This window comes from Streptomyces sp. NPDC006552 (assembly GCF_040611655.1).
Taxonomy (GTDB): Bacteria; Actinomycetota; Actinomycetes; order Streptomycetales; family Streptomycetaceae; genus Streptomyces.
The window spans coordinates 1-20,300 of record NZ_JBEXOS010000081.1 but is presented as its reverse complement, the minus strand read 5'-3'; the positions used below and the strand labels follow the sequence as shown (position 1 = coordinate 20,300).

At 73.1% G+C, this 20,300-nt stretch carries 17 protein-coding genes and 1 pseudogene; 11 read left to right on the top strand and 7 right to left on the bottom strand.

The genetic code is table 11. The features are described from left to right. Window positions 1–112 precede the first annotated feature (112 nt). On the bottom strand, window positions 113–2,374 hold the full coding sequence (locus tag ABZY33_RS31940; RefSeq protein WP_356495205.1) for an ATP-dependent RecD-like DNA helicase: 2,262 nt from the start codon (window positions 2,372–2,374) through the stop codon (window positions 113–115). 62 nt (window positions 2,375–2,436) lie between these two features. Here ABZY33_RS31940 and ABZY33_RS31935 point away from each other — a divergent pair, with 62 nt between their 5' ends. Both ABZY33_RS31935 and ABZY33_RS31930 read left to right on the top strand, forming a co-directional pair. Further along, window positions 2,437–3,318, top strand: coding sequence for an aminoglycoside adenylyltransferase domain-containing protein (locus tag ABZY33_RS31935; RefSeq protein WP_356495204.1), 882 nt, complete (start codon window positions 2,437–2,439; stop codon window positions 3,316–3,318). 89 nt (window positions 3,319–3,407) lie between these two features. Next, complete coding sequence (locus ABZY33_RS31930) at window positions 3,408–3,617, top strand: DUF4287 domain-containing protein (RefSeq protein ID WP_356495203.1); 210 nt, start codon at window positions 3,408–3,410, stop codon at window positions 3,615–3,617. 29 nt (window positions 3,618–3,646) lie between these two features. On the opposite strand, the gene ABZY33_RS31925 is transcribed toward ABZY33_RS31930, so the two are convergent. Continuing rightward, entirely contained in the window at window positions 3,647–4,219 is a 573-nt protein-coding gene (locus ABZY33_RS31925) for a hypothetical protein (protein WP_356495202.1), read from the bottom strand. Window positions 4,220–4,476: 257 nt separating this feature from the next. On the opposite strand from ABZY33_RS31925, the gene ABZY33_RS31920 reads away from it, so the two are divergent. From ABZY33_RS31920 to rbsD, 5 genes are read left to right on the top strand one after another with little or no spacing between them, the layout of a single operon-like run. Continuing rightward, window positions 4,477–5,520, top strand: coding sequence for a LacI family DNA-binding transcriptional regulator (locus ABZY33_RS31920; protein WP_356495201.1), 1,044 nt, complete (start codon window positions 4,477–4,479; stop codon window positions 5,518–5,520). Continuing rightward, window positions 5,517–7,049 carry a sugar ABC transporter ATP-binding protein gene (locus ABZY33_RS31915; RefSeq protein ID WP_356495200.1) on the top strand — a complete coding sequence of 511 codons (1,533 nt, stop codon included), beginning with the start codon at window positions 5,517–5,519 and terminating at the stop codon, window positions 7,047–7,049. The genes ABZY33_RS31920 and ABZY33_RS31915 overlap by 4 nt, the downstream gene beginning before the upstream one ends. Then, window positions 7,039–8,994: a substrate-binding domain-containing protein gene (locus ABZY33_RS31910; protein WP_356495199.1), complete on the top strand. Its 1,956-nt coding sequence runs from the start codon at window positions 7,039–7,041 to the stop codon at window positions 8,992–8,994. Before ABZY33_RS31915 ends, ABZY33_RS31910 begins: the two co-directional genes overlap by 11 nt. Before the next feature lie 43 nt (window positions 8,995–9,037). Next, a complete protein-coding gene (locus ABZY33_RS31905; RefSeq protein WP_356495198.1) occupies window positions 9,038–9,937 on the top strand; it encodes a ribokinase in 900 nt (299 codons plus the stop codon). Further along, the gene (rbsD, locus tag ABZY33_RS31900; RefSeq protein ID WP_356495197.1) at window positions 9,934–10,323 is read left to right on the top strand and encodes a D-ribose pyranase; all 390 of its coding nucleotides are present in this window, start codon (window positions 9,934–9,936) and stop codon (window positions 10,321–10,323) included. Before ABZY33_RS31905 ends, rbsD begins: the two co-directional genes overlap by 4 nt. Window positions 10,324–10,511: 188 nt before the next feature. Here the strand turns inward: rbsD and ABZY33_RS31895 are convergent, their stop codons facing one another. The 3 genes from ABZY33_RS31895 to ABZY33_RS31885 are packed head-to-tail and all read right to left on the bottom strand — an operon-like array spanning window position 10,512 to window position 13,650. Then, complete coding sequence (locus tag ABZY33_RS31895) at window positions 10,512–11,345, bottom strand: sugar phosphate isomerase/epimerase family protein (protein ID WP_356495196.1); 834 nt, start codon at window positions 11,343–11,345, stop codon at window positions 10,512–10,514. Further along, window positions 11,342–12,496 (bottom strand): dihydrodipicolinate synthase family protein, encoded by a 1,155-nt coding sequence (locus ABZY33_RS31890; protein ID WP_356495195.1) that lies wholly within the window; start codon window positions 12,494–12,496, stop codon window positions 11,342–11,344. Before ABZY33_RS31890 ends, ABZY33_RS31895 begins: the two co-directional genes overlap by 4 nt. Further along, window positions 12,493–13,650 carry a Gfo/Idh/MocA family oxidoreductase gene (locus ABZY33_RS31885; RefSeq protein WP_356495194.1) on the bottom strand — a complete coding sequence of 386 codons (1,158 nt, stop codon included), beginning with the start codon at window positions 13,648–13,650 and terminating at the stop codon, window positions 12,493–12,495. Before ABZY33_RS31885 ends, ABZY33_RS31890 begins: the two co-directional genes overlap by 4 nt. A gap of 218 nt (window positions 13,651–13,868) precedes the next feature. Here ABZY33_RS31885 and ABZY33_RS31880 point away from each other — a divergent pair, with 218 nt between their 5' ends. Further along, window positions 13,869–14,918, top strand: coding sequence for a LacI family DNA-binding transcriptional regulator (locus ABZY33_RS31880; RefSeq protein WP_356495193.1), 1,050 nt, complete (start codon window positions 13,869–13,871; stop codon window positions 14,916–14,918). Window positions 14,919–15,249: 331 nt separating this feature from the next. Here ABZY33_RS31880 and ABZY33_RS31875 read toward each other — a convergent pair whose 3' ends face one another. Next, window positions 15,250–16,677, bottom strand: a complete 1,428-nt coding sequence (locus ABZY33_RS31875; protein ID WP_356495192.1) for an alkaline phosphatase family protein — start codon at window positions 16,675–16,677, stop codon at window positions 15,250–15,252. Between the two features lie 355 nt (window positions 16,678–17,032). On the opposite strand from ABZY33_RS31875, the pseudogene ABZY33_RS31870 reads away from it, so the two are divergent. Together ABZY33_RS31870 and ABZY33_RS31865 are read left to right on the top strand one after the other, a co-directional pair. Continuing rightward, a pseudogene (locus ABZY33_RS31870) lies at window positions 17,033–17,185 on the top strand (MarR family transcriptional regulator); the annotation flags it as partial. 95 nt (window positions 17,186–17,280) lie between these two features. After that, the gene (locus tag ABZY33_RS31865; protein WP_356495191.1) at window positions 17,281–18,090 is read left to right on the top strand and encodes a sugar phosphate isomerase/epimerase family protein; all 810 of its coding nucleotides are present in this window, start codon (window positions 17,281–17,283) and stop codon (window positions 18,088–18,090) included. Here the strand turns inward: ABZY33_RS31865 and ABZY33_RS31860 are convergent. After that, window positions 18,074–19,027 carry an EamA family transporter gene (locus tag ABZY33_RS31860; protein ID WP_356495190.1) on the bottom strand — a complete coding sequence of 318 codons (954 nt, stop codon included), beginning with the start codon at window positions 19,025–19,027 and terminating at the stop codon, window positions 18,074–18,076. The genes ABZY33_RS31865 and ABZY33_RS31860 overlap by 17 nt on opposite strands. Window positions 19,028–19,150: 123 nt before the next feature. Here ABZY33_RS31860 and ABZY33_RS31855 point away from each other — a divergent pair, with 123 nt between their 5' ends. Then, window positions 19,151–20,062, top strand: coding sequence for a LysR family transcriptional regulator (locus tag ABZY33_RS31855; protein ID WP_356495189.1), 912 nt, complete (start codon window positions 19,151–19,153; stop codon window positions 20,060–20,062). Window positions 20,063–20,300: the final 238 nt, after the last annotated feature.

Sequence of the window (20,300 nt, the reverse complement as noted above, 5' to 3'; positions counted from 1 at the left end):
GGGGTCGACCATTGGGCCTATTGGCGGCACTCAGTGCCGCCAACCTGCTCATCCTGCCCCCTTCGCCCTGGTTCCGGAAGTGCTGTGTGACCTTCGCGACGGATTTGATCGATCAAAATTTTTGAAGGTTCCCGCCGGACAACCGGAAATCGAGCGCGGTACAGCGTCTGCCGGCCGAAACCGTGCGCACGGCCTGCCCCAGAGCCTTCCGCGAACCGACCAGGACCACCAGCTTCTTCGCACGGGTCACCGCCGTATAGAGCAGATTGCGCTGGAGCATCATCCAGGCGCCCGTGGTGACCGGAATCACCACACATGGGTACTCACTGCCCTGCGAGCGGTGGATGGTGACGGCGTAGGCGTGGGTCAGCTCGTCCAGCTCGTCGAAGTCGTACGGGACCTCCTCGTCCTCGTCCGTCAGGACCGTCAGCCGCTGCTCGTCGGCGTCGAGGGAGGTGACGACGCCGACCGTGCCGTTGAAGACGCCGTTGGCGCCCTTCTCGTAGTTGTTCCTGATCTGGGTGACCTTGTCGCCGACCCGGAAGACCCGGCCGCCGAACCGCTTCTCGGGCAGCTCCGGGCGGCCCGGCGTGATCGCCTGCTGGAGCAGCCCGTTGAGCGTGCCGGCGCCGGCCGGGCCGCGGTGCATGGGGGCGAGCACCTGCACGTCGCGGCGCGGGTCGAGCCCGAACCGGGCGGGGACGCGCCGCGCCGCCACGTCGACCGTCAGCCGGCCCGCCTCCTCGGTGTCCTCCTCCACGAAGAGGAAGAAGTCCTTGAGGCCCTGGGTGAGCGGCGGCGTACCGGAGTTGATCCGGTGGGCGTTGGTCACCACGCCGGACTCCTGGGCCTGGCGGAAGATCCGGGTCAGGCGCACCGCGGGGACGGGGCTGCCCTCGCTCAGCATGTCGCGCAGCACCTCGCCCGCGCCGACGCTCGGCAGCTGGTCGACGTCGCCGACGAAGAGCAGGTGGGCGCCGGGCGGGACGGCCTTGACCAGCTTGTTGGCGAGGAGCAGGTCGAGCATGGACGCCTCGTCGACGACCACGAGGTCGGCGTCGAGCGGCCGGTCCTTGTCGTACGCGGCGTCCCCGCCGGGCCTCAGCTCCAGGAGGCGGTGGACGGTGGAGGCCTGTGCGCCGGTGAGTTCGGCGAGCCGCTTGGCGGCGCGGCCGGTCGGCGCGGCAAGGACCACCTTCGCCTTCTTCGCGCGGGCCAGCTCCACGATCGAGCGCACGGTGAAGGACTTGCCGCAGCCGGGCCCGCCGGTCAGCACCGCGACCTTCCGCGTCAGCGCCAGCTTGACGGCCTCTTCCTGCTCCGGCGCCAGCTCGGCCCCCGTGCGTCCGGCGAGCCAGGTGAGGGCCTTGTCCCAGGCCACGTCGTGGAAGGCGGGCAGCCGGTCCTGGTCCGTGCGCAGCAGCCGGGACAGCTGGGCGGAGAGGGAGAGTTCGGCCCGGTGGAAGGGGACGAGGTAGATCGCGGTGACCGGTTCGCCGTGCTCGCCCGGCACCTGCTCGCGCACGACGCCCGGCTCGCCGGAGTCCTCGTCGGGCAGCGCCAGTTCGGCCAGGCACTCGATGACCAGGCCGGTGTCGACCTGGAGCAGCTTCACCGCGTCGGTGATGAGCCGCTCCTCGGGCAGGAAGCAGTGGCCCTGGTCGGTGGATTGCGAAAGGGCGTACTGGAGACCGGCCTTGACGCGCTCGGGGCTGTCGTGCGGGATGCCGACGGACCGGGCGATGCGGTCCGCGGTGAGGAAGCCGATGCCCCACACGTCGGAGGCGAGCCGGTAGGGCTGGTTCTTCACGACGCCGATCGACGCGTCACCGTACTTCTTGTAGATGCGCACGGCGATGGAGGTGGAGACACCGACGCTCTGCAGGAAGACCATCACCTCCTTGATCGCCTTCTGCTCCTCCCAGGCGTCGGCGATCTTCTTGGTGCGCTTGGGGCCGAGTCCGGGCACCTCGATCAGCCGCTTCGGCTCCTGCTCGATGATGTCGAGGGTCTCCAGGCCGAAGTGCTGGGTGATGCGGTCGGCGAAGACCGGGCCGATGCCCTTGACCAGGCCGGAGCCGAGGTAGCGGCGGATGCCCTGGATGGTGGCGGGCAGCACCGTCGTGTAGTTCTCGACGGTGAACTGCTTGCCGTACTGGGGGTGCGAGCCCCAGCGGCCCTCCATCCGCAGCGATTCGCCGGCCTGCGCGCCGAGCAGCGAGCCGACGACGGTCAGCAGGTCGCCGCCGCCTCTGCCGGTGTCCACGCGCGCGACGGTGTACCCGGTCTCCTCGTTGGCGTACGTGATGCGCTCGAGGACCCCTTCGAGCACCGCCATCGGCCGGGCGGCGGCCTGCGCCTGCTGCTTCGCCATGATCCGACGGTAGCGGTGGGGTACGACAGCGCGGGACCCGCCGGGGTCTTTAGTCTTCCAGCATGCGTGTGGACCGAGAGGCCGAGGACCGGGTGCCGGTGAGTGTGCGGCGGTTGCTGCCCGATCTGCTGACGGCTGTGGCGCCGGTGGTGGGTGAGCGGATGGTGGGGGTGTGGCTGTACGGGTCCGCCGCGACGGGGTCGTTCGAGCGGGGGGTCAGCGATGTGGACGTGCTGATCGGGGTGGACGGCGACCTGGGACCGGCCTCTGGAGAGTCGGGTGCCGGCACCCGGCCCGGGCCGCCGAGCCCCGGCGGATCGGCGGCCGACAACCGGCCCGGGTTGGGCGTCGCCGAGGTGCGGGCCGTCGAGGCCCGTGTCCTGCGGGCCCATCCCGGGTTCCGGGACCGGCTGGACCTGACGTTGCCCGCGGAGGCGCTCGCCGGTGGCCTCCTCGAACCGTTGCTCGTCCTCTCCCCCGGCGAACCCGCGCACCTCGCGCGCGTGCTGCCCCGCTGGGCGCTGACCCGGGCTCTCGTCCGCGCGACGGGCCTGACGCTGGCGGGCCGTCCGGCACGAGAGGCCCTGGCCCCCGCGGAGCCGCAGGAGCTGCGGACGGCGCTCATCGACTCCGTCGCGGGGCTGCGGGACTGGGCGCCGGACGTACGCCACCGGGGCGGCCACGCCTATCTGGTGCTGACCGCCTGCCGGGCCCTGCGCACCCTGACCACCGGCGAGCTGGCGGACAAGGCGCAGGCGGCGCAGTGGGCGGCCGGGCGGTGGCCGCGGCTGCGGCCGCTGCTGGAAGCGGCGCTGGCGTGGCGGCGGGCGCAGGCGGTGCGGGACGGGACACCGCTCCCGGCCGAACTGGCCGTCCTGCGGGACGAGTTGCTGGACCTGGTGGCGACGGCGGCCGGTGCCGCGCAGGCCGCGCCGCCCGAGTGACGGGGATCACGACGGGGGAACGGTCAGTTCCGCGCCGCCGGCACGTCCTACAGGGCGACACCGTCCGCCCCGGCCGACAGGAACCCGCCATGACCAGCCCCAAGGGCCCCGCCAGCTACTTCCCCTCCATCGAGAAGACGTACGGGCAGCCGGTCTCCCACTGGCAGGAGCTGGTCCGGTCCTCGCCGCTGACCAAGCACATGGAGCTGGTCGCCTGGCTCAAGGCCGAGCACGGCCTCGGGCACGGGCACGCCAACGCCCTGGTCGCGCAGACCCTCACGGAGGACCGCGGCCGCTGACGGCCGGCGGGGCCTGGCCGCGCCTGCGGTCAGATCCCGCCCATCGGCTTGACCTCGACCTTCACGGGCGTGCCCCACACCCGCACGACCTCGTAGTCGGTGAACTCGTGCACCAGGCGGTAGGCCATCGCCGCGTCCGGGCGGCGGCGCTGTGCCGCCAGGTACAGCTCCGCCTCGCGCCGGTCGTGGCGCGGGGTGCCGCACAGCTGCCACACCTGCCCGTTCCACATCTCCGGGATCCAGCGCTGCTGGGGCTGGGGGCGGTCCTCGCGCGTGCCGTAGCGCGACATCACAGGCTGCTCGTCGGCGCGCGGGTGGGCGGGGCCGCCCCCGTACTCCGAGCGGCGCGCCTGGCGGCGGCGGGTCTCGCAGATCAGGCACAGGTCGGGGGCCGACGCGTCGACCGCGCCCTGCGGGTGCTCGGGGCAGCGGGTGGTGGGCGCCGAGCCGGTGACCGTGTCGTCGAGCAGTTCCAGGGCCCGCTTCACGTCGCCGCGCACCTCATGGAGCTTGGCTTCGGAGGTGTCACCCGTCAGGGTGTCGCCGTGCTCTCCGAGCAGGCGCAGTGCGCGTCCGAGTGCGGTGAGCTGCGCGTGGTTCACGGTCCTGGTCTCCGATCGTCGCCGGTTCGGCGCTCTTCTTGACCCGGTCCGCGTGCGCCGCCGGGTCGGCGTACCTCTCAACCCCCTGCCCCACCTTGGCATGCCCCACCGACAACACCCGCCCTTCCGTCCCCCGCACATCACGATCCGGTCACGAGAACCGGAATCCCTCTTGCCAGCACCTCGTGTAATCGATTCCAATCCTCCGTGAAGGTTCATGTAATCGATTCCACGCAGCCACAAGGAGGTGGCCCGCGATGCCGTCGAGCGCGAGCATCAAGGACGTCGCGGCCGCGGCCGGGGTCTCCGTCGCCACGGTCTCCCGCGTCCTGAACAGCCACCCGTCCGTCAGCCCGGCCGCGCGGTCCCGGGTGCTGGCCGCCGTGGAGTCCCTCGGCTACCGGCCCAACGCCGTCGCCCGCTCCCTGCGCACCGACCAGACCCGCACCCTCGGCCTGGTCATCAGCGACGTCCTGAACCCGTACTTCACCGAGCTGGCCCGCTCGGTCGAGGAGGAGGCCCGCGCCCTCGGCTACAGCGTGATCATCGGCAACGCCGACGAGCGGCCCGACCTCCAGGACCACCACGTACGGACCCTGCTGGACCGGCGGATCGACGGGCTCCTGGTCTCCCCCACCGACGGCGGCTCCCCGCTGATGCTGGAGGCGGCCCGGGGCGGCACCCCGATGGTCTTCGTCGACCGGTGGATCGCCGGCGTGGACGTGCCGGTGGTGCGCTCCGACGGCCGGGCCGCGATCGCCGCCCTCGTCGCGCACCTGCACCGGCTCGGCCACCGCAGGCTCGCCATCATCGCGGGCCCGGCGGCCACCACGACGGGCAGCGAGCGCGTCGCCGCGTTCCGGGAGGCGCTCGCCTCGTACGCGATCGAGCTGCCGGACGCCTACATAGGGCAGGGCGACTTCCAGGCGGGCAGCGGGCGCCGCGTGACGGACGGGTTCCTGGACCTGCCCGAGCCGCCCGAGGTGGTCTTCGCGGCCGACAACCTGATGGCGCTCGGCGCGCTCGACGCGATCCGAGCGCGCGGGCTTCGCGTCCCGGACGACATCGCGCTCGCCGCGTTCGACGACATCCCCTGGTTCGTGCACACCGACCCGCCGGTCACCGCGATCGCCCAGCCGACCACGGAGCTGGGGCGGGCCGCGGTGCGCGCGCTGGTCGACCGCATCGAGGGCAGGCCGCCCGCGTCGGTGACGCTCCCCGCCCACCTCGTCGTACGGCACTCGTGCGGCGAGCCGCGTACTTCCCAACCGCCCACCTCAACGGAGAGGAGAGCCCGGTGAAACAGCCGCGCAACCCGGACGAGTTGCTGCGTATCGAAGGGATACGGAAGACCTTCCCCGGTGTCGTCGCGCTCGACAGCGTCGACTTCGACCTGCGCCGCGGCGAGGTGCACGTCCTGCTCGGGGAGAACGGAGCCGGCAAGAGCACGCTGATCAAGATGCTCTCCGGCGCCTACACCCCCGACTCGGGCCGCATCACGGTCGGCGGCGAGCAGGTCCGCATCCAGGGCGCGCAGGACGCCGAACGGCTCGGGATCGCCACGATCTACCAGGAGTTCAACCTCGTCCCGGACCTGACCGTGGCCGAGAACATCTTCCTGGGGCGCCAGCCGCGCCGCTTCGGTCTCATCGACCGCACGAAGATGGAGGCCGACGCGGAAGCGCTCCTCGCGCGCGTGGGCGTCAGCGTGTCGCCCCGCGCGCGAGTGCGGGAACTCGGCATCGCCCGGCTCCAGATGGTGGAGATCGCCAAGGCGCTCAGCCTGGACGCGCGCGTGCTGATCATGGACGAACCGACCGCCGTGCTCACCTCCGAGGAGGTGGAGAAGCTCTTCGCGATCGTGCGGGCGCTGCGCGCGGACGGGGTCGGCGTCGTCTTCATCACCCACCACCTGGAGGAGATCGCCGCGCTCGGCGACCGGGTCACCGTCATCCGGGACGGCCGCAGCGTGGGCCAGGTTCCCGCCGCGACCTCGGAGGACGAGCTGGTCCGGCTCATGGTCGGGCGCTCCATCGAGCAGCAGTACCCGCGCGAGCGGCCCGAGAGGGGCGCCGCGCTGCTGAAGGTCGAGGGGCTGACCCGGGACGGCGTCTTCCAGGACGTGAGTTTCGAGGTGCGGGCCGGTGAGGTCGTCGGCATCGCCGGGCTCGTCGGCGCGGGACGTACGGAGGTGGCGCGGGCCGTCTTCGGCGCCGACCCCTACGACGCGGGCCGGGTCGAGGTGGGCGGTGCGCCGCTGCCCCGGCACGACGTGAACGCCGCGATGGCCGCCGGGGTCGGGCTCGTGCCCGAGGACCGCAAGGGCCAGGGCCTGGTGCTCGACCAGTCGGTGGCGGAGAACCTGGGGCTCGTGACCCTGCGGACGGCCACCCGGGGCGGCTTCGTCGACCTCAAGGGCCAGTACGCGGCCGCCGGGCGGATCGCCGCCCAGCTGGGCGTGCGGATGGCGGGACTGCACCAGCACGTGCGCACCCTGTCCGGCGGCAACCAGCAGAAGGTCGTCATCGGCAAATGGCTGCTCGCCGACGTCAAGGTACTGATCCTCGACGAGCCGACGCGCGGTATCGACGTCGGCGCGAAGGTCGAGATCTACCAGCTGATCAACGAGCTGACCGCCGCCGGGCACGCCGTGCTCATGATCTCCAGCGATCTGCCCGAGGTCCTCGGCATGAGCGACCGCGTCCTGGTGATGGCGCACGGGCGCGTCGCCGGTGAACTCGCCGCCGCCGACGCCACCCAGGACTCCGTGATGGCGCTCGCCGTCAGCACCCCCACGACCAAGGAAAGCGAGGCCCGTCGTGGCCACTGACACGTCCCGGAAGAACGCGGCGGGCCCGTCGCGCACGAGCGCCGCGGCCATCCGCCGCCTGCTGCTCGACAACGGCGCGCTGACCGCGCTGATCGTCCTGGTGATCGCCCTGTCGGCGCTCTCCGGTGATTTCCTGACCACCGACAACCTGCTCAACATCGGCGTGCAGGCGGCCGTGACCGCCATCCTCGCCTTCGGTGTCACCTTCGTGATCGTCTCGGCGGGCATCGACCTGTCGGTGGGTTCGGTGGCCGCCCTGTCGGCGACCGTCCTCGCGTGGAGCGCCACGAACCACGGGGTGCCGGTGGTCCTCGCGGTGGTCCTCGCCGTCGCCACGGGCGTGGTGGCGGGCCTGGTCAACGGCTTCCTCATCGCGTACGGGAAGCTGCCGCCGTTCATCGCGACGCTGGCCATGCTGTCGGTGGGCCGCGGGCTCGCGCTCGTGCTCTCGGACGGCTCGCCGATCCCGTTCCCCGACTCGGTCTCGCACCTGGGCGACACGCTCGGCGGCTGGCTGCCGGTGCCGGTGCTCGTGATGATCGTGATGGGGGTCGTCGCGGCCGTCGTCCTCGGCCGGACGTACATAGGACGCTCGATGTACGCGATCGGCGGCAACGAGGAGGCCGCGCGCCTGTCGGGCCTGCGGGTGAAGAAGCAGAAGCTCGTCATCTACGCGCTGTCCGGCCTCTTCGCCGCCGCCGCGGGCATCGTGCTCGCCTCCCGGCTCTCCTCGGCGCAGCCGCAGGCCGCCGACGGCTACGAGCTGGACGCGATCGCTGCCGTCGTCATCGGCGGCGCCTCGCTCGCGGGCGGCACCGGCAAGGCGTCGGGCACCCTGATCGGCGCGCTGATTCTGGCGGTGCTGCGCAACGGCCTCAACCTCCTGAACGTGTCCGCGTTCTGGCAGCAGGTCGTCATCGGCGTGGTCATCGCGCTCGCCGTGCTCCTGGACACGCTGCGCCGCAAGGCCGGGGCCACCCCGGCGGCCGCGGGCGCGGGCGGCGGCGGCAAGGGCAGGCAGGCGCTCACGTACGGCCTCGCGGCCGTGGTGACCGTCGCGGTCGTCGGCGCCACGTCGTTCCTGCACGGCGGCTCGTCCGGCGCGGACAAGCCGAAGGTGGGTCTGGCGCTCTCCACGCTGAACAACCCGTTCTTCGTGCAGATCCGGGCCGGCGCCCAGGCCGAGGCCGAGAAGCTCGGCGTGGACCTGCGGGTCACCGACGCGCAGAACGACGCCTCGCAGCAGGCCAACCAGTTGCAGAACTTCGCCAGTTCGAGCCTGGACGCGGTCATCCTCAACCCGGTCGACTCGGAGGCCGCGGGCAATTCGGTGAAGGCGGCCAACGACGACGGCACCCCCGTCGTCGCCGTGGACCGCGGGGTGAACAAGGGCAAGGTCGCCACCCTCGTGGCCTCCGACAACGTCGCGGGCGGCGTGCTGTCCGCGAAGACGATGGCGGACAAGCTCGGCGGCAAGGGCAAGATCGTCATCCTTCAGGGCCAGGCCGGCACGTCCGCGGCCCGGGAGCGCGCGGAGGGCTTCGCGAAGGGGCTCAAGGCGTACCCCGGCATCAAGGTCGTCGCGCAGCAGCCCGCCGACTTCGACCGCACCAAGGGCCTCGACGTGATGTCGAACCTGCTCCAGTCGCACCCGGACGTGCAGGGTGTGATCGCCGCCAACGACGAGATGGCGCTCGGCGCGATCAAGGCGCTCGGCAGCAAGGCCGGGAAGTCGGTGCCGGTGATCGGCTTCGACGGCGAGGCCGACGGGATCAAGGCGGTCGCCGCGGGCACGATGTACGCCTCGGTGGCCCAGCAGCCGCGCGAACTCGGTGAGATCGCGGTGCGCAACGCGCTGAAGGCGGCGCAGGGCAAGAAGATCGCGGACGCGGTGAAGGTGCCGGTGAAGGTCGTGACGGAGAAGAACGCGGCCGACTTCGAATGACACCCTCGTACTCTTTGCACAGACGTACGAAGAAAGGCACAGCATGAACACGTACGACCTCCTCGTCGTCGGGTCGGCCAACGCCGACCTGGTGGTGGGCGTCGAGCGCCGGCCGGCCGCCGGGGAGACCGTCCTCGGCTCCGACCTGGCCGTCCACCCGGGCGGCAAGGGCGCCAACCAGGCGGTCGCCGCCGCCAGGCTGGGCGCCCGTACGGCGCTGCTCGCGCGGGTCGGTGACGACGGGCACGGGAGGCTGCTGCGGGAGTCGATGGAGTCGGCGGGCGTCGACACGTCCGGCGTCCTGGTCGGCGGGGCGCCCACCGGGGTCGCGCTGATCACCGTCGACCCGTCCGGGGACAACTCCATCGTGGTGTCGCCGGGGGCGAACGGGCGGCTGACACCGGACGACGTACGGGCCGCGGGCGAACTGTTCGCGGGCGCCCGGGTCGTCTCCACGCTCCTGGAGATCCCGCTGGAGACGGTCGCGCAGGTCGCGCGTTCGCTCGCCGACGGGGCCCGGCTCGTGCTGAACCCCTCGCCGCCCGCGCCGCTGCCGGACGAGGTCCTCGCGGTCTGCGACCCGCTGATCGTGAACGAGCACGAGGCCCGTGTGGTGCTCGGCGCGGACACCGCCGGGGGGCCCGAGGAGTGGGCGCGGGCGCTGCTCGCGCTCGGCCCGCGCTCGGTCGTCGTCACGCTCGGCTCCGAGGGCGCGCTCGTCGCGGACGCTTCGGGTACGTCGCGGGTGGCGTCGGTGAAGGTCGGGGCGGTGGACACGACAGGCGCCGGGGACGCGTTCACGGCGGCGCTCGGCTGGCGGCTCGGGACCGGCGCCTCGCTCACCGAGGCCGCGGCGTACGCGGCCCGGGTCGGCGCGGCCGCCGTCACCAAGGAGGGCGCGCAGGCGTCGTACCCGACCGCGGAAGAGGTCGCGGCGCTGTGAAGAGGTCCGGCATTCTCAACCGTCATCTGGCGGGCGCCGTGGCCGAGCTGGGGCACGGGGACGGGGTGCTCATATGCGACGCGGGGCTGCCCGTCCCGGCCGGGCCGCGCGTCGTCGACCTCGCTTTCCGGGCCGGGGTCCCCGCGTTCGCGGAGGTCCTCGACGGGCTCCTCGACGAGCTGGTGATCGAGGCGGGCACGGCCGCGCACGAGGTGCGCGCGGCCAACCCGGCGGCGGCCGAGCTGCTCCGGGAGCGCGTCCCGGAGCTGGGCTTCGTCCCGCACGAGGAGCTGAAGCGGCTCTCCGCGGGCGCGCGCCTGATCGTGCGGACCGGGGAGGCGCGGCCGTACGCGAACGTGCTGCTGCGGTGCGGCGTCTTCTTCTGAGGCCGGCCGTCCGGGGGTGATCCGGAACCGACGAGGGGCCCGGTCCGCGGACCGGGCCCCTCGGGCCTTCCCCCTCCGTCCGGACTTCCTCGATCCCCCCAGATCCCCCTCCGAAAGTCCTGACGCACGTTAGACCGGCGGCGGACGGAAAGGTTGCACGGCCGCGGAGCGTTTTCTTTCCGGGATTCTCAGCAGGCGTGCTCCGCGAACCTGGCCACCGTCTCCACCAGCACCTCGCGGCCGTCGCGCGCCCACAGCCCGTCGTTGAACAGCTCGACCTCGATCGGCCCGGCGTAGCCCTGCTCCTCGACCAGAGCGCGCCAGCGGCGCAGGTCGACGGCGCCGTCCCCGAGCTGGCCGCGTCCGTTGAGCACGCCCTCGGGCAGCGGTGTCGTCCAGTCCGCCAGCTGGAACGCCGCGATCCGCCCCTGCGCCCCGGCCCGCGCGATCTGCTCGGGCGCCCGGTCGTCCCACCAGATGTGGTACGTGTCCACGCAGACGCCGACCTGGTGCGCGGGGAACCGCTCGGCGATGTCCAGGGCCTGTCCGAGCGTCGAGACCACGCAGCGGTCGGCCGCGTACATCGGGTGCAGCGGCTCGATGGCGAGGCGCACCCCCTTCTCCGCGGCGTACGGGGCGAGTTCGGTGAGCGCGTCGGCGATCCGCTCGCGGGCGCCCGCCAGGTCGTGCGATCCGGCCGGGAGCCCGCCGGAGACGAGGACGAGAACGTCCGTGCCGAGGGTGACGGCCTCGTCGACGGCGCGCTTGTTGTCCTCGATCGCGGCCTTGCGCCCGGCCGGGTCGGCGGCGGTGAGGAAGCCGCCGCGGCAGTGCGTGGAGACGGTCAGGCCCGCGCCCTTGAGCAGCGCGGCCGCCGCCTCGACGCCGTACGCCTGCACGGGCGCGCGCCAGGTGCCGACGGACTGGACGCCGGACTCGGCGCAGGCCGCGACGAGTTCGGGCAGGGCGAGCTGCTTGACCGTCATCTGGTTGAGGGAGAAGCGGGGGTCGGCGGGGCTCATGAGGTGACTCCGTACAGGGCGAGCAGGTGCTTCATCCGGGCCTCGGCCAGCTCCGGGCGCGGGAAGAGGCCCAGGCCGTCGGCGAGTTCGTAGGCCGTCGCGAAGTGCGGCAGCGAGCGGGCGGACTGCAGACCGCCGACCATGGCGAAGTGGTCCTGGTGCCCGGCGAGCCAGGCCAGGAGGACGACGCCGGTCTTGTAGTAGCGGGTCGGGGTCTGAAAGAGGTGGCGGGACAACTCGACGGTCGGGTCGAGGAGTTCGCGGAAGCCCTTCGCGTCGCCGGTGTCCAGGACCCGTACGGCCTGGGCGGCGAGCGGGCCGAGCGGGTCGAAGATGCCGAGCAGCGCGTGGCTGAAGCCGCGCTCGTCACCGGCGATCAGCTCGGGGTAGTGGAAGTCGTCGCCGGTGTAGCAGCGCACGCCTCTCGGGAGGCGGCGGCGCAGCTCGACCTCACGCCCGGCGTCGAGCAGCGACACCTTGATGCCGTCGACCTTGTCCGGGTGCGCGGCGATGACGTCGAGGAAGGTCTCCGTCGCGGCGTCCAGGTCGGTGGAGCCCCAGTAGCCGTCGAGCGCCGGGTCGAACATGGGGCCGAGCCAGTGCAGGACGACGGGTTCGGCGGACTGGCGCAGCAGGTGCCCGTAGACCTCCAGGTAGTCCTCGGGGCCGCGGGCGGCGGCGGCCAGAGCGCGGGACGCCATGAGGATCGCCTGCGCGCCCGTCCCCTCCACGAGCGCGAGCTGTTCCTCGTAGGCGGCGCGTACGCCCGCCAGGTCGGCGGGGCCGGTGAGCTGGTCGGTGCCGACGCCGCACGCGATGCGCCCGCCGACGGCCTTCGCCTCGGCCGCGGAGCGCCGGATGAGTTCGGCGGCGCTCCCCCAGTCCAGGCCCATGCCGCGCTGCGCGGTGTCCATCGCCTCGGCGACCCCGAGCCCGTGCGCCCACAGGTGGCGGCGGAAGGCGAGGGTGGCGTCCCAGTCGACGGCGGCCGGGGCGCCGGGGTGCGTGTCGGCGAACGGGTCGGCGACGACGTGCGCCGCCGAGAAGACGACCCGGGAGGTGAACGGCGCGCCGGTGTCGAGGGCGAGGGGCGTGGTGCGCGGTTCGTAGGTCCGCAGCGCGCCCGTGGCGTCGGGGAGTCGCAGGGTCACAGCGTGATCTCCGGTACGTCGATGCGGCGGCCCTCGGCGGACGACTTCAGGCCCAGCTCGGCGAGTTGGACGCCGCGGGCGCCGGCCAGCAGGTCCCAGTGGTAGGGCGCGTCGGTGTACACGTGCTTGAGGAACAGCTCCCACTGCGCCTTGAAGCCGTTGTCGAACTCGGTGTTGTCGGGCACCTCCTGCCACTGGTCGCGGAAGGAGTAGGTGGCGGGGATGTCCGGGTTCCAGACCGGCTTCGGTGTCGCGCTGCGGTGCTGGACACGGCAGTTGCGCAGTCCGGCGACGGCGGAGCCCTCGGTGCCGTCGACCTGGAACTCGACCAGCTCGTCGCGGTTGACGCGCACCGTCCAGGAGGAGTTGATCTGCGCGACGACGCCGCCCTCCAGCTCGAAGACGCCGTACGCGGCGTCGTCGGCGGTGGCGTCGTAGGGCTTGCCGCTCTCGTCCCAGCGCTGCGGGATGTGCGTGGTGACCAGCGCCTGCACGGAGGCGACCCGGCCGAACAGCTCGTGCAGCACGTACTCCCAGTGCGGGAACATGTCGACGGCGATGCCGCCGCCGTCCTCGGCGCGGTAGTTCCAGCTGGGGCGCTGCGCCTCCTGCCAGTCGCCCTCGAAGACCCAGTAGCCGAACTCGCCGCGCACGGACAGGATCTTGCCGAAGAAGCCGCCGTCGATGAGCCGCTTCAGTTTGAGCAGCCCCGGCAGGAAGATCTTGTCCTGGACGACGCCGGACCTGACGCCCGTGTCCTTGGCGAGCCGGGCCAGCTCCAGGGCGCCGTCGAGACCGGTGGCGGTCGGCTTCTCGGTGTAGACGTGCTTGCCCGCGGCGATCGCCTTCTTGAGGACCTCCTCGCGGCCGGAGGTCATCGCGGCATCGAAGAAGATGTCGATGCTGTCGTCGGCGAGGACGGCGTCGACGTCGGTGGAGATGTTCTCCTCGGGCAGGCCGTGCTTGGCGGCGAGCGCGCGCAGCGCGTGCGCGCGGCGGCCCACGAGGACCGGCTCGGGCCACAGCACCGTGCCGTCGCCGAGGTCGAGCCCGCCCTGCTCGCGCAGGGCCAGCAGCGAGCGGACGAGGTGCTGGCGGTAGCCCATGCGCCCCGTCACACCGTTCATGGCGATGCGCACCGTCTTGCGTGTCACGTGAGTCCCTTCGTCCTGCCTCGTCCCGGCCGGCCCGCCGTACGGTGACCGGTCCGTCGGCATGCGCCTGTGCGCGCCTGCCACGGTCGCGGCAGCAAGCGCTTTCTACGTGGAAAGAAGCTAGCCTCTGCACAGCCGCTCGGACAAGAGCGGATACCAGACCGGCCGGGGCCCGCCGAGGACAGGCGCGCGTCCGGCCGTCGACGGAGGATGACTCGATGACCGTGACCCTGGCGGACGTGGCCGCCCGCGCGCAGGTGTCCCCCGCCACCGTCTCGCGGGTGCTGAACGGCAACTACCCGGTCGCCGCGGCCACCCGCGAGCGGGTGCTCAAGGCCGTGGACGACCTCGACTACGTGCTCAACGGCCCGGCCAGCGCCCTCGCCGCGGCCACCTCCGACCTGGTCGGGGTCCTCGTCAACGACATCGCCGACCCCTTCTTCGGGATCATGGCCTCCGCGGTCCAGTCGGAGATCGTCGGGCCCGGCGGCCGGGCCGGCGGGGAGCGGCTCGCGGTGGTCTGCAACACGGGCGGCTCGCCGGAGCGCGAGCTGACCTATCTGACCCTGCTCCAGCGCCAGCGGGCGGCGGCGGTCGTCCTCACCGGCGGGGCCATCGAGGACGCGGGCCACGTCGCCGCGGTCGCCAACAAGCTGCGGCGCCTGGCGGAGGCCGGCACCCGTGTGGTGCTGTGCGGGCGGCCGCCGGTGCCGGAGACGGACGCGGCGGCGCTGACCTTCGACAACCGGGGCGGGGCGCGGGAGCTGACCGGTCATCTGCTCTCCCTCGGGCACCGCCGGATCGGTTACGTGGCGGGCCCCCAGGAGCGCACGACGACCCGGCACCGCCTGGAGGGCCACCGGGCGGCGCTCGCGGACGCGGGCGTCACGGAGTCGGACGGGCTGGTGGTGCACGGCCCCTACGACCGTGCGGCCGGGTATGCGGCGACGAACGAACTGCTGCGGGCGGAGCCGGAGTTGACCGCCGTGGTCGCGGCCAATGACACGGTGGCACTGGGGGCGTGTGCGGCGTTGCGGGAGGCGGGGCTGCGGATTCCCGAGGACGTGTCGGTGGCGGGGTTCGACGATCTTCCCTTCAGCGTGGACGCGGTGCCCGCGCTGACGACGGTGCGGTTGCCTCTGGCGGAGGCGGCGGGGCGGGCGGGGCGGATTGCGATGGGGCGGGAAGGGGTGCCGGCGGGTGGGGTGGATGTGGTGTGCGGGGAGTTGATGGTGCGGGGGTCTACGGGGGCTCCGCGGAGGGTTTGACGGGGTAGGGGTGGGGGTGGGGTGCTGCGGTGGTTCTCCGGGCGCGGGTCGGTGGGGGCCGGGCGCGCCGTTCCCCGCGCCCCTTACGGGGCTGTGTGTCGTCTGCGGCGTCATTGTGGTTGCTCGCGCAGTTCCCCGCGCCCCTGGAGCATGCGGCTTCGCCGCAGCTCCCCGATGAGATGGCGCACGCAGTGCGCATCTCAGGGGCGCGGGGAACTGCGCGAGGTGGCCCGCCGGGCCGTGGACGAGTGACTGCCCAGGGGCGCGGGGAACTGCGCGAACCCGGAGGTGCGGGGCCCGCGCAGTGCGTCCGGGGTGGTGCGCGGGCCCATCACACCAGTGGGCGGCGGCCTCGTTCCTGGTAGGGGAAATTCTGGTCCGCTCCGGGCAGCGTCGGTTTGGGGAGTGACGCCACGTCCTCCTTGGCCTGCGTCAACTGCTCAGCCGTGCCCTGGGGCAGCCGGGGCGCCTGCGGCGTCGCGTTCGTGAAGCGGAACGCCGAGGTGAGGTCGCCGAAGGTGGACCGGCGCCAGTCGGTGATGTTGGGCTCCGCGACGCCCGTGAACTTCTCCAGGAACTGCAGCACCGAGGTGTGGTCGAAGGACTCGGAGGCGACCCAGCCGCCGACCGTCCACGGCGAGACGATGATCGCCGGGACCCGGAACCCGCCGCCGACCGGCAGCCCGCCCACGAACTCATCGGCCGTGCCCGCCTTCGGCGTGGGCGGGGCCACATGGTCGAAGAGGCCGTCGTTCTCGTCGTAGTTGAGGATGAACGCGGTCTTCGCCCAGACCTTCGGGTTGGCGGCGATGGCCTCGATCTTCCGGGACACGAAGTCGGCTCCGGCGGCGGGCAGGTAGTCGGGGTGCTCCGACTGGTAGCCCGTCGGCATGATCCAGCTGACCGCGGGGAGCCGGTCGTTGCGGGCGTCGTCCTCGAAGGTGCCCTCGGGCTGGGGGCGCACCCCTCGCTCGTAGAGGTCGGAGCCGGGCTGCGCGTTCTTGAAGGTGGCGAACTGCTCCAGCAGGTTGCAGCCGTAGTCGTCCTCCTGCTGGTAGACCTTCCAGCTCACGCCGGCCGCCTGGAGGCGCTCGGCGTACGTCGTCCAGCGGTACGGGGAGGGCGCCTTGTTGTTCAGGATCGGGCCGCCCCGGGTGCCGGACGGGTCGATCGTGCCCGTCATCCAGTAGAGGCGGTTGGGCCAGGTCGGGCCGAGGACCGAGCAGAAGTAGTGGTCGCAGATGGTGAAGGTCTCGGCCAGCGCGAACTGGAACGGGATGTCCTTGCGGGTGTAATAGCCCATCACGTACGGGCCGTTGACCCCGTCGGCCTTGCGGTGGGCGGGGAGCCACTGGTCCATGGCGCCGTTGTTCCACGCCTCGTGCTGGACGGTCCAGGCGTGGCTGGTGGACGGGATGGCCTGGGCGCTGGTGGTGTGCGTGTCGAGGTGGAAGGGGAGGAGGTACCCCTTCGGGTTCTCGGCGTCGGGCTGGTAGAAGACCGAGCGGCCGGTGCTCAGCTGGAGCGCGGCGGGGTCGTTGAAGCCGCGGACACCCTTGAGCGTGCCGAAGTAGTGGTCGAAGGACCGGTTCTCCTGCATGAGCAGCACGACGTGCTCGATGTCGCGCAGCGAACCCTGGCGGGGCGGCCCCGCGGCGACGGCCTTCTGCACGCTGGGCGGCAGGAGCGAGAGCGCGGCGGCGCCGCCGGCGGCGCCGGCCGCCGAGCCGAGGAGCCTGCGTCGGGTCAGTTCGGGCATGGGGCGTCTCCTGGGGGGTGGAGTGGTCCTGACGGGCGGTTCGGGCCGGGCGGGGGCCGGTGCGCCACGGGCCGCCGGGATCACTGTGCGGGCCGTGCGACGTGCGGCGGAGGGGGCCAACGGTGAACTCGGGCGCAACATGCGGGAAGGGGCTGGCCGACCCATGGGCCGCCCTTGAACCGCTGTACCTGCCCCAGGCACGGACATGACCCGGGGGCGCCCGCGACCGCCCCGGCTGTCCGGTCCGTGGCCGCACCCGCCGGCCTGGCGCGGCCCGGACGCCGCCTTCGGGGTCCCTGAGCGCGTCACCCGGCCGCGTCCGTGAGCCGGCGCGTCCGGCATCGCGAGGTGAGTCATGACCGTCCGGGGCATCCGTTCCTTTGACCGCATCTACACGAGCGTCGGCGGCGCACCCGGCTACGGCCGTCACCTGTACGCCCCATACACCCTCACGGAGTCCCGAGTCCGCTCTGAGCTGGCCCATCCGGAGCAGAGCGGCGCTCTCGACGCGGCGGAGCCGCGCGCCCGGTCCGCCGCGTCGCCGCGGCCGGCGCCGCACGAGTGATCTGAGTGACGGGCGTGAGCGCGGGTAAGGTCCGCCCCATGAAACTGGCGTTCTCCACCCTCGGTGTCCCCGGCCTGCCGCTGGCCGACGTCCTCAGCCTCGCGACCGCGCACGGCTTCCACGGTGTGGAGCTGCGCGCCCATCCCGAGGAGCCGGTCCACCCGGGCCTCGACGCGGCCGCGCGGGCCGAGGCGGTCCACGCCTTCAAGGCCGCGGGGGTCGAGATCCTGGCTGTCGCGGGGTACGCGCGGGTCGCGGCGCCCGGGGACGACGCGCCCGTGCTCGACGAGGTCCGCGCCCTCGTCGACCTCGCCCACGACCTCGGGGCGCCGTACGTACGGGTCTTCCCCGGCGGCGGGGACGGGCTCGACGACGCGGCCCGGGCGGATGCCGACGCGGTCGCGGCGCGCCGGCTCGGGGTCGCCGCGGAGTACGCGGCCGACCGGGACGTACGGGTCCTGCTGGAGACGCACGACTCGCACCGCACCGGCGCCGACGCCTCCCGCGTCGTCGGCCCGGTCGGCCACCGCAACGTCGGTGTGCTGTGGGACGTCATGCACACCTGGCTGGGCGGCGAGCAGCCCTCGGTCTCCTACGCGGCGCTCTCCCCGTACCTCGGTTACGTGCAGGTCAAGGACGTCGCGGGGGCCGACGACACGACGCCGCTCGCGCTCGGCGCGGGGGTGCTCCCGCTCGCCGAGTGCGTCGAGGTGCTCAGCCGCGAGGGCTGGGACGGCTGGCTCTGCTGGGAGTACGAGGCGCGCTGGTACGAGTCGGCCGCGCCGCTCCCCGGGATCCTCGGCGGCGGGCGGGAGTATCTGGCCCGGCTGCTCAACGAGTCGGCGTAGGTTCCGGGTCCGGCTGAACGTCCGCCCCGTGCGGTGCGGCGCCGGGCGCGGGGTGTCGTGGTGGCCGCCCGCGCCGTTCCCCGCGCCGCGTCGGGACGCTCGTCAGCGCCACGCCGGCGACCAGGAGCCCCGCCGCGCACCAGCGCAGCGGGGTCACGTCCTCGTGCAGGAACAGGGCGGCCGACGACATGCCGAAGACCGGGACCAGGAGGGAGTACGGGGCGACCGTCGAGGCGTCGTAGCGGCGCAGCAGCCGGCTCCAGACGCCGAAGCCGAAGAGCGTGGTGACCAGGGCCACGTAGCCGATCGCGGCGGCGCCCGGCAGGTCGAGGGAGGTCAGCGCGGCGGCGTCGCGGGCGGGCCCCTCGAAGAGGAGGGAGAGCGCGAGGAGCGGCAGGACCGGGACCGCGCTCGACCAGACCATGAAGGTGAACGGGGCGTCGGGGGCCGCCTTGCGGGTCAGCACGTTCGACACGCCCCAGAACGCCGCCGCCACCAGGACGAGCGCGAAGGCACCCAGCGGGCCCGAACCGCCCTCGTCCACGGCCGCCACCGCGATGCCCATGAGCGCCACGGCCATGCCCGCCACCCGGACGTGGCCGGGGCGCTCGCCGAGGAACGCGAAGGCGAGCAGCGCCGTGAAGACGGACTGCACCTGGAGCACGAGCGAGGAGAGTCCGGCGGGCATCCCGGCGTTCATGCCGACGAAGAGCAGCCCGAACTTGCCGACGCCCAGGGCGAGTCCGACCCCGGCGATCCAGCGCCACGGCACGCGGGGGCGGCCGGCGAGCAGGACCGCGGGGAAGGCGGCGAGCAGGAAGCGCAGGGCGCAGAAGAGCAGGGGCGGGAAATGGCCGAGGCCGATGTCGATGACGACGAAGTTCACGCCCCACAGGGCGGCGACGAGGACGGCGAGGCCGGTGTGCGCGGGTCTCATGCGTCGAGCATCGGCGCCATGACTGTGTAGCACCAGCGATGATTGCTCCATGGTTGGATGAAGCACTGCTACATCCGATCCAGGGCGCGGCGCGCAGGCGCCGACGCCGGCGAGGGGGCCCGCGTGCTCGACGTCCAGCGGCTGCGCGCACTGCACGCCGTCTCTGTCCACGGCACCGTCGGAGCCGCCGCTGCCGCCCTCGGGTACACCCCGTCCGCCGTCTCCCAGCAGATCGCGAAGCTGGAGCGGGAGACCAGGACGGTGCTGCTCGAACGGGCCGGGCGCGGCGTCAGACTCACCGACGAGGCGCACGAACTGGCGGCAGTGGCACGGGAGTTGATGGCCTTCCTGGAGCGCGCCGAGACCGGCATCGAGGAGCGGCGCGGGGTGCCCGCCGGGCGGTTGACGGTCGCCGCGTTCCCGTCGGCGGCGCGCGGGTTGCTGCCGGCCGCGCTCGCCGGGCTCGCCGCCGGCCATCCGGCGCTCGACGTGCGGCTCACCGAGGTCGACCCGCACCTGTCGGTGGACCTTGTCGCCAAGGGCGCCGTCGATCTGGCCGTCGCGCACGACTGGGACATCGCGCCACTGCCCGCCCCGGCCGGGGTGGAGCAGGCCGTCCTCGGCGAGGACCTGTGCGATCTGCTCGTCCCGGCCGGGCATCCGCTGGCCGGGCGGCCTGCGGTGCGGCGCGAGGAGTTGGGCGGCGAGCGGTGGGTGTCGCAGCCGCCGGGCCGGGTCTGCCACGACTGGCTCGTCCGTACGATGCGCTCCGCGGGGCACGAGCCGCGGATCGTGCACCAGGCCGACGAGAACCCGACGCTGGTGGCGCTGGTCGCGGCGGGTCTCGGGGTGGCGGTCATCCCCCGCCTCGGCCGCGGCGCCCTCCCGCCGGGTGTCGCGGTGGCGGGCCTCGATCCGCTCCCCCGGCGCCGGGTCTACGCCCTCTGGCGCGCGGAGACGTCTCGGCGTCCCGCCGTCACGGAGATGGTGCGTGCGCTGCGGGAACAGTCCCGCACGACCCTCCTCCCGGAGTAACCCGGGCCACTCCCCCGGCCGCGCCCCAATGGCCCTTCCCGCGCAGTTCCCCGCGCCCCTAAAAGGCGCACTACGTGCGCCCCGCTTTTCGGCTGCGGGTCGGTGGGGCTTCTCGCGCAGTTCCCCGCGCCCCTGAGATGCGCACTGCGTGCGCCATCTCATCGGGGAGCTGCGGCGAAGCCGCATGCTCCAGGGGCGCTCACCCCTGCCTGTTCACTCCACCCCTGCCTGCTCACCT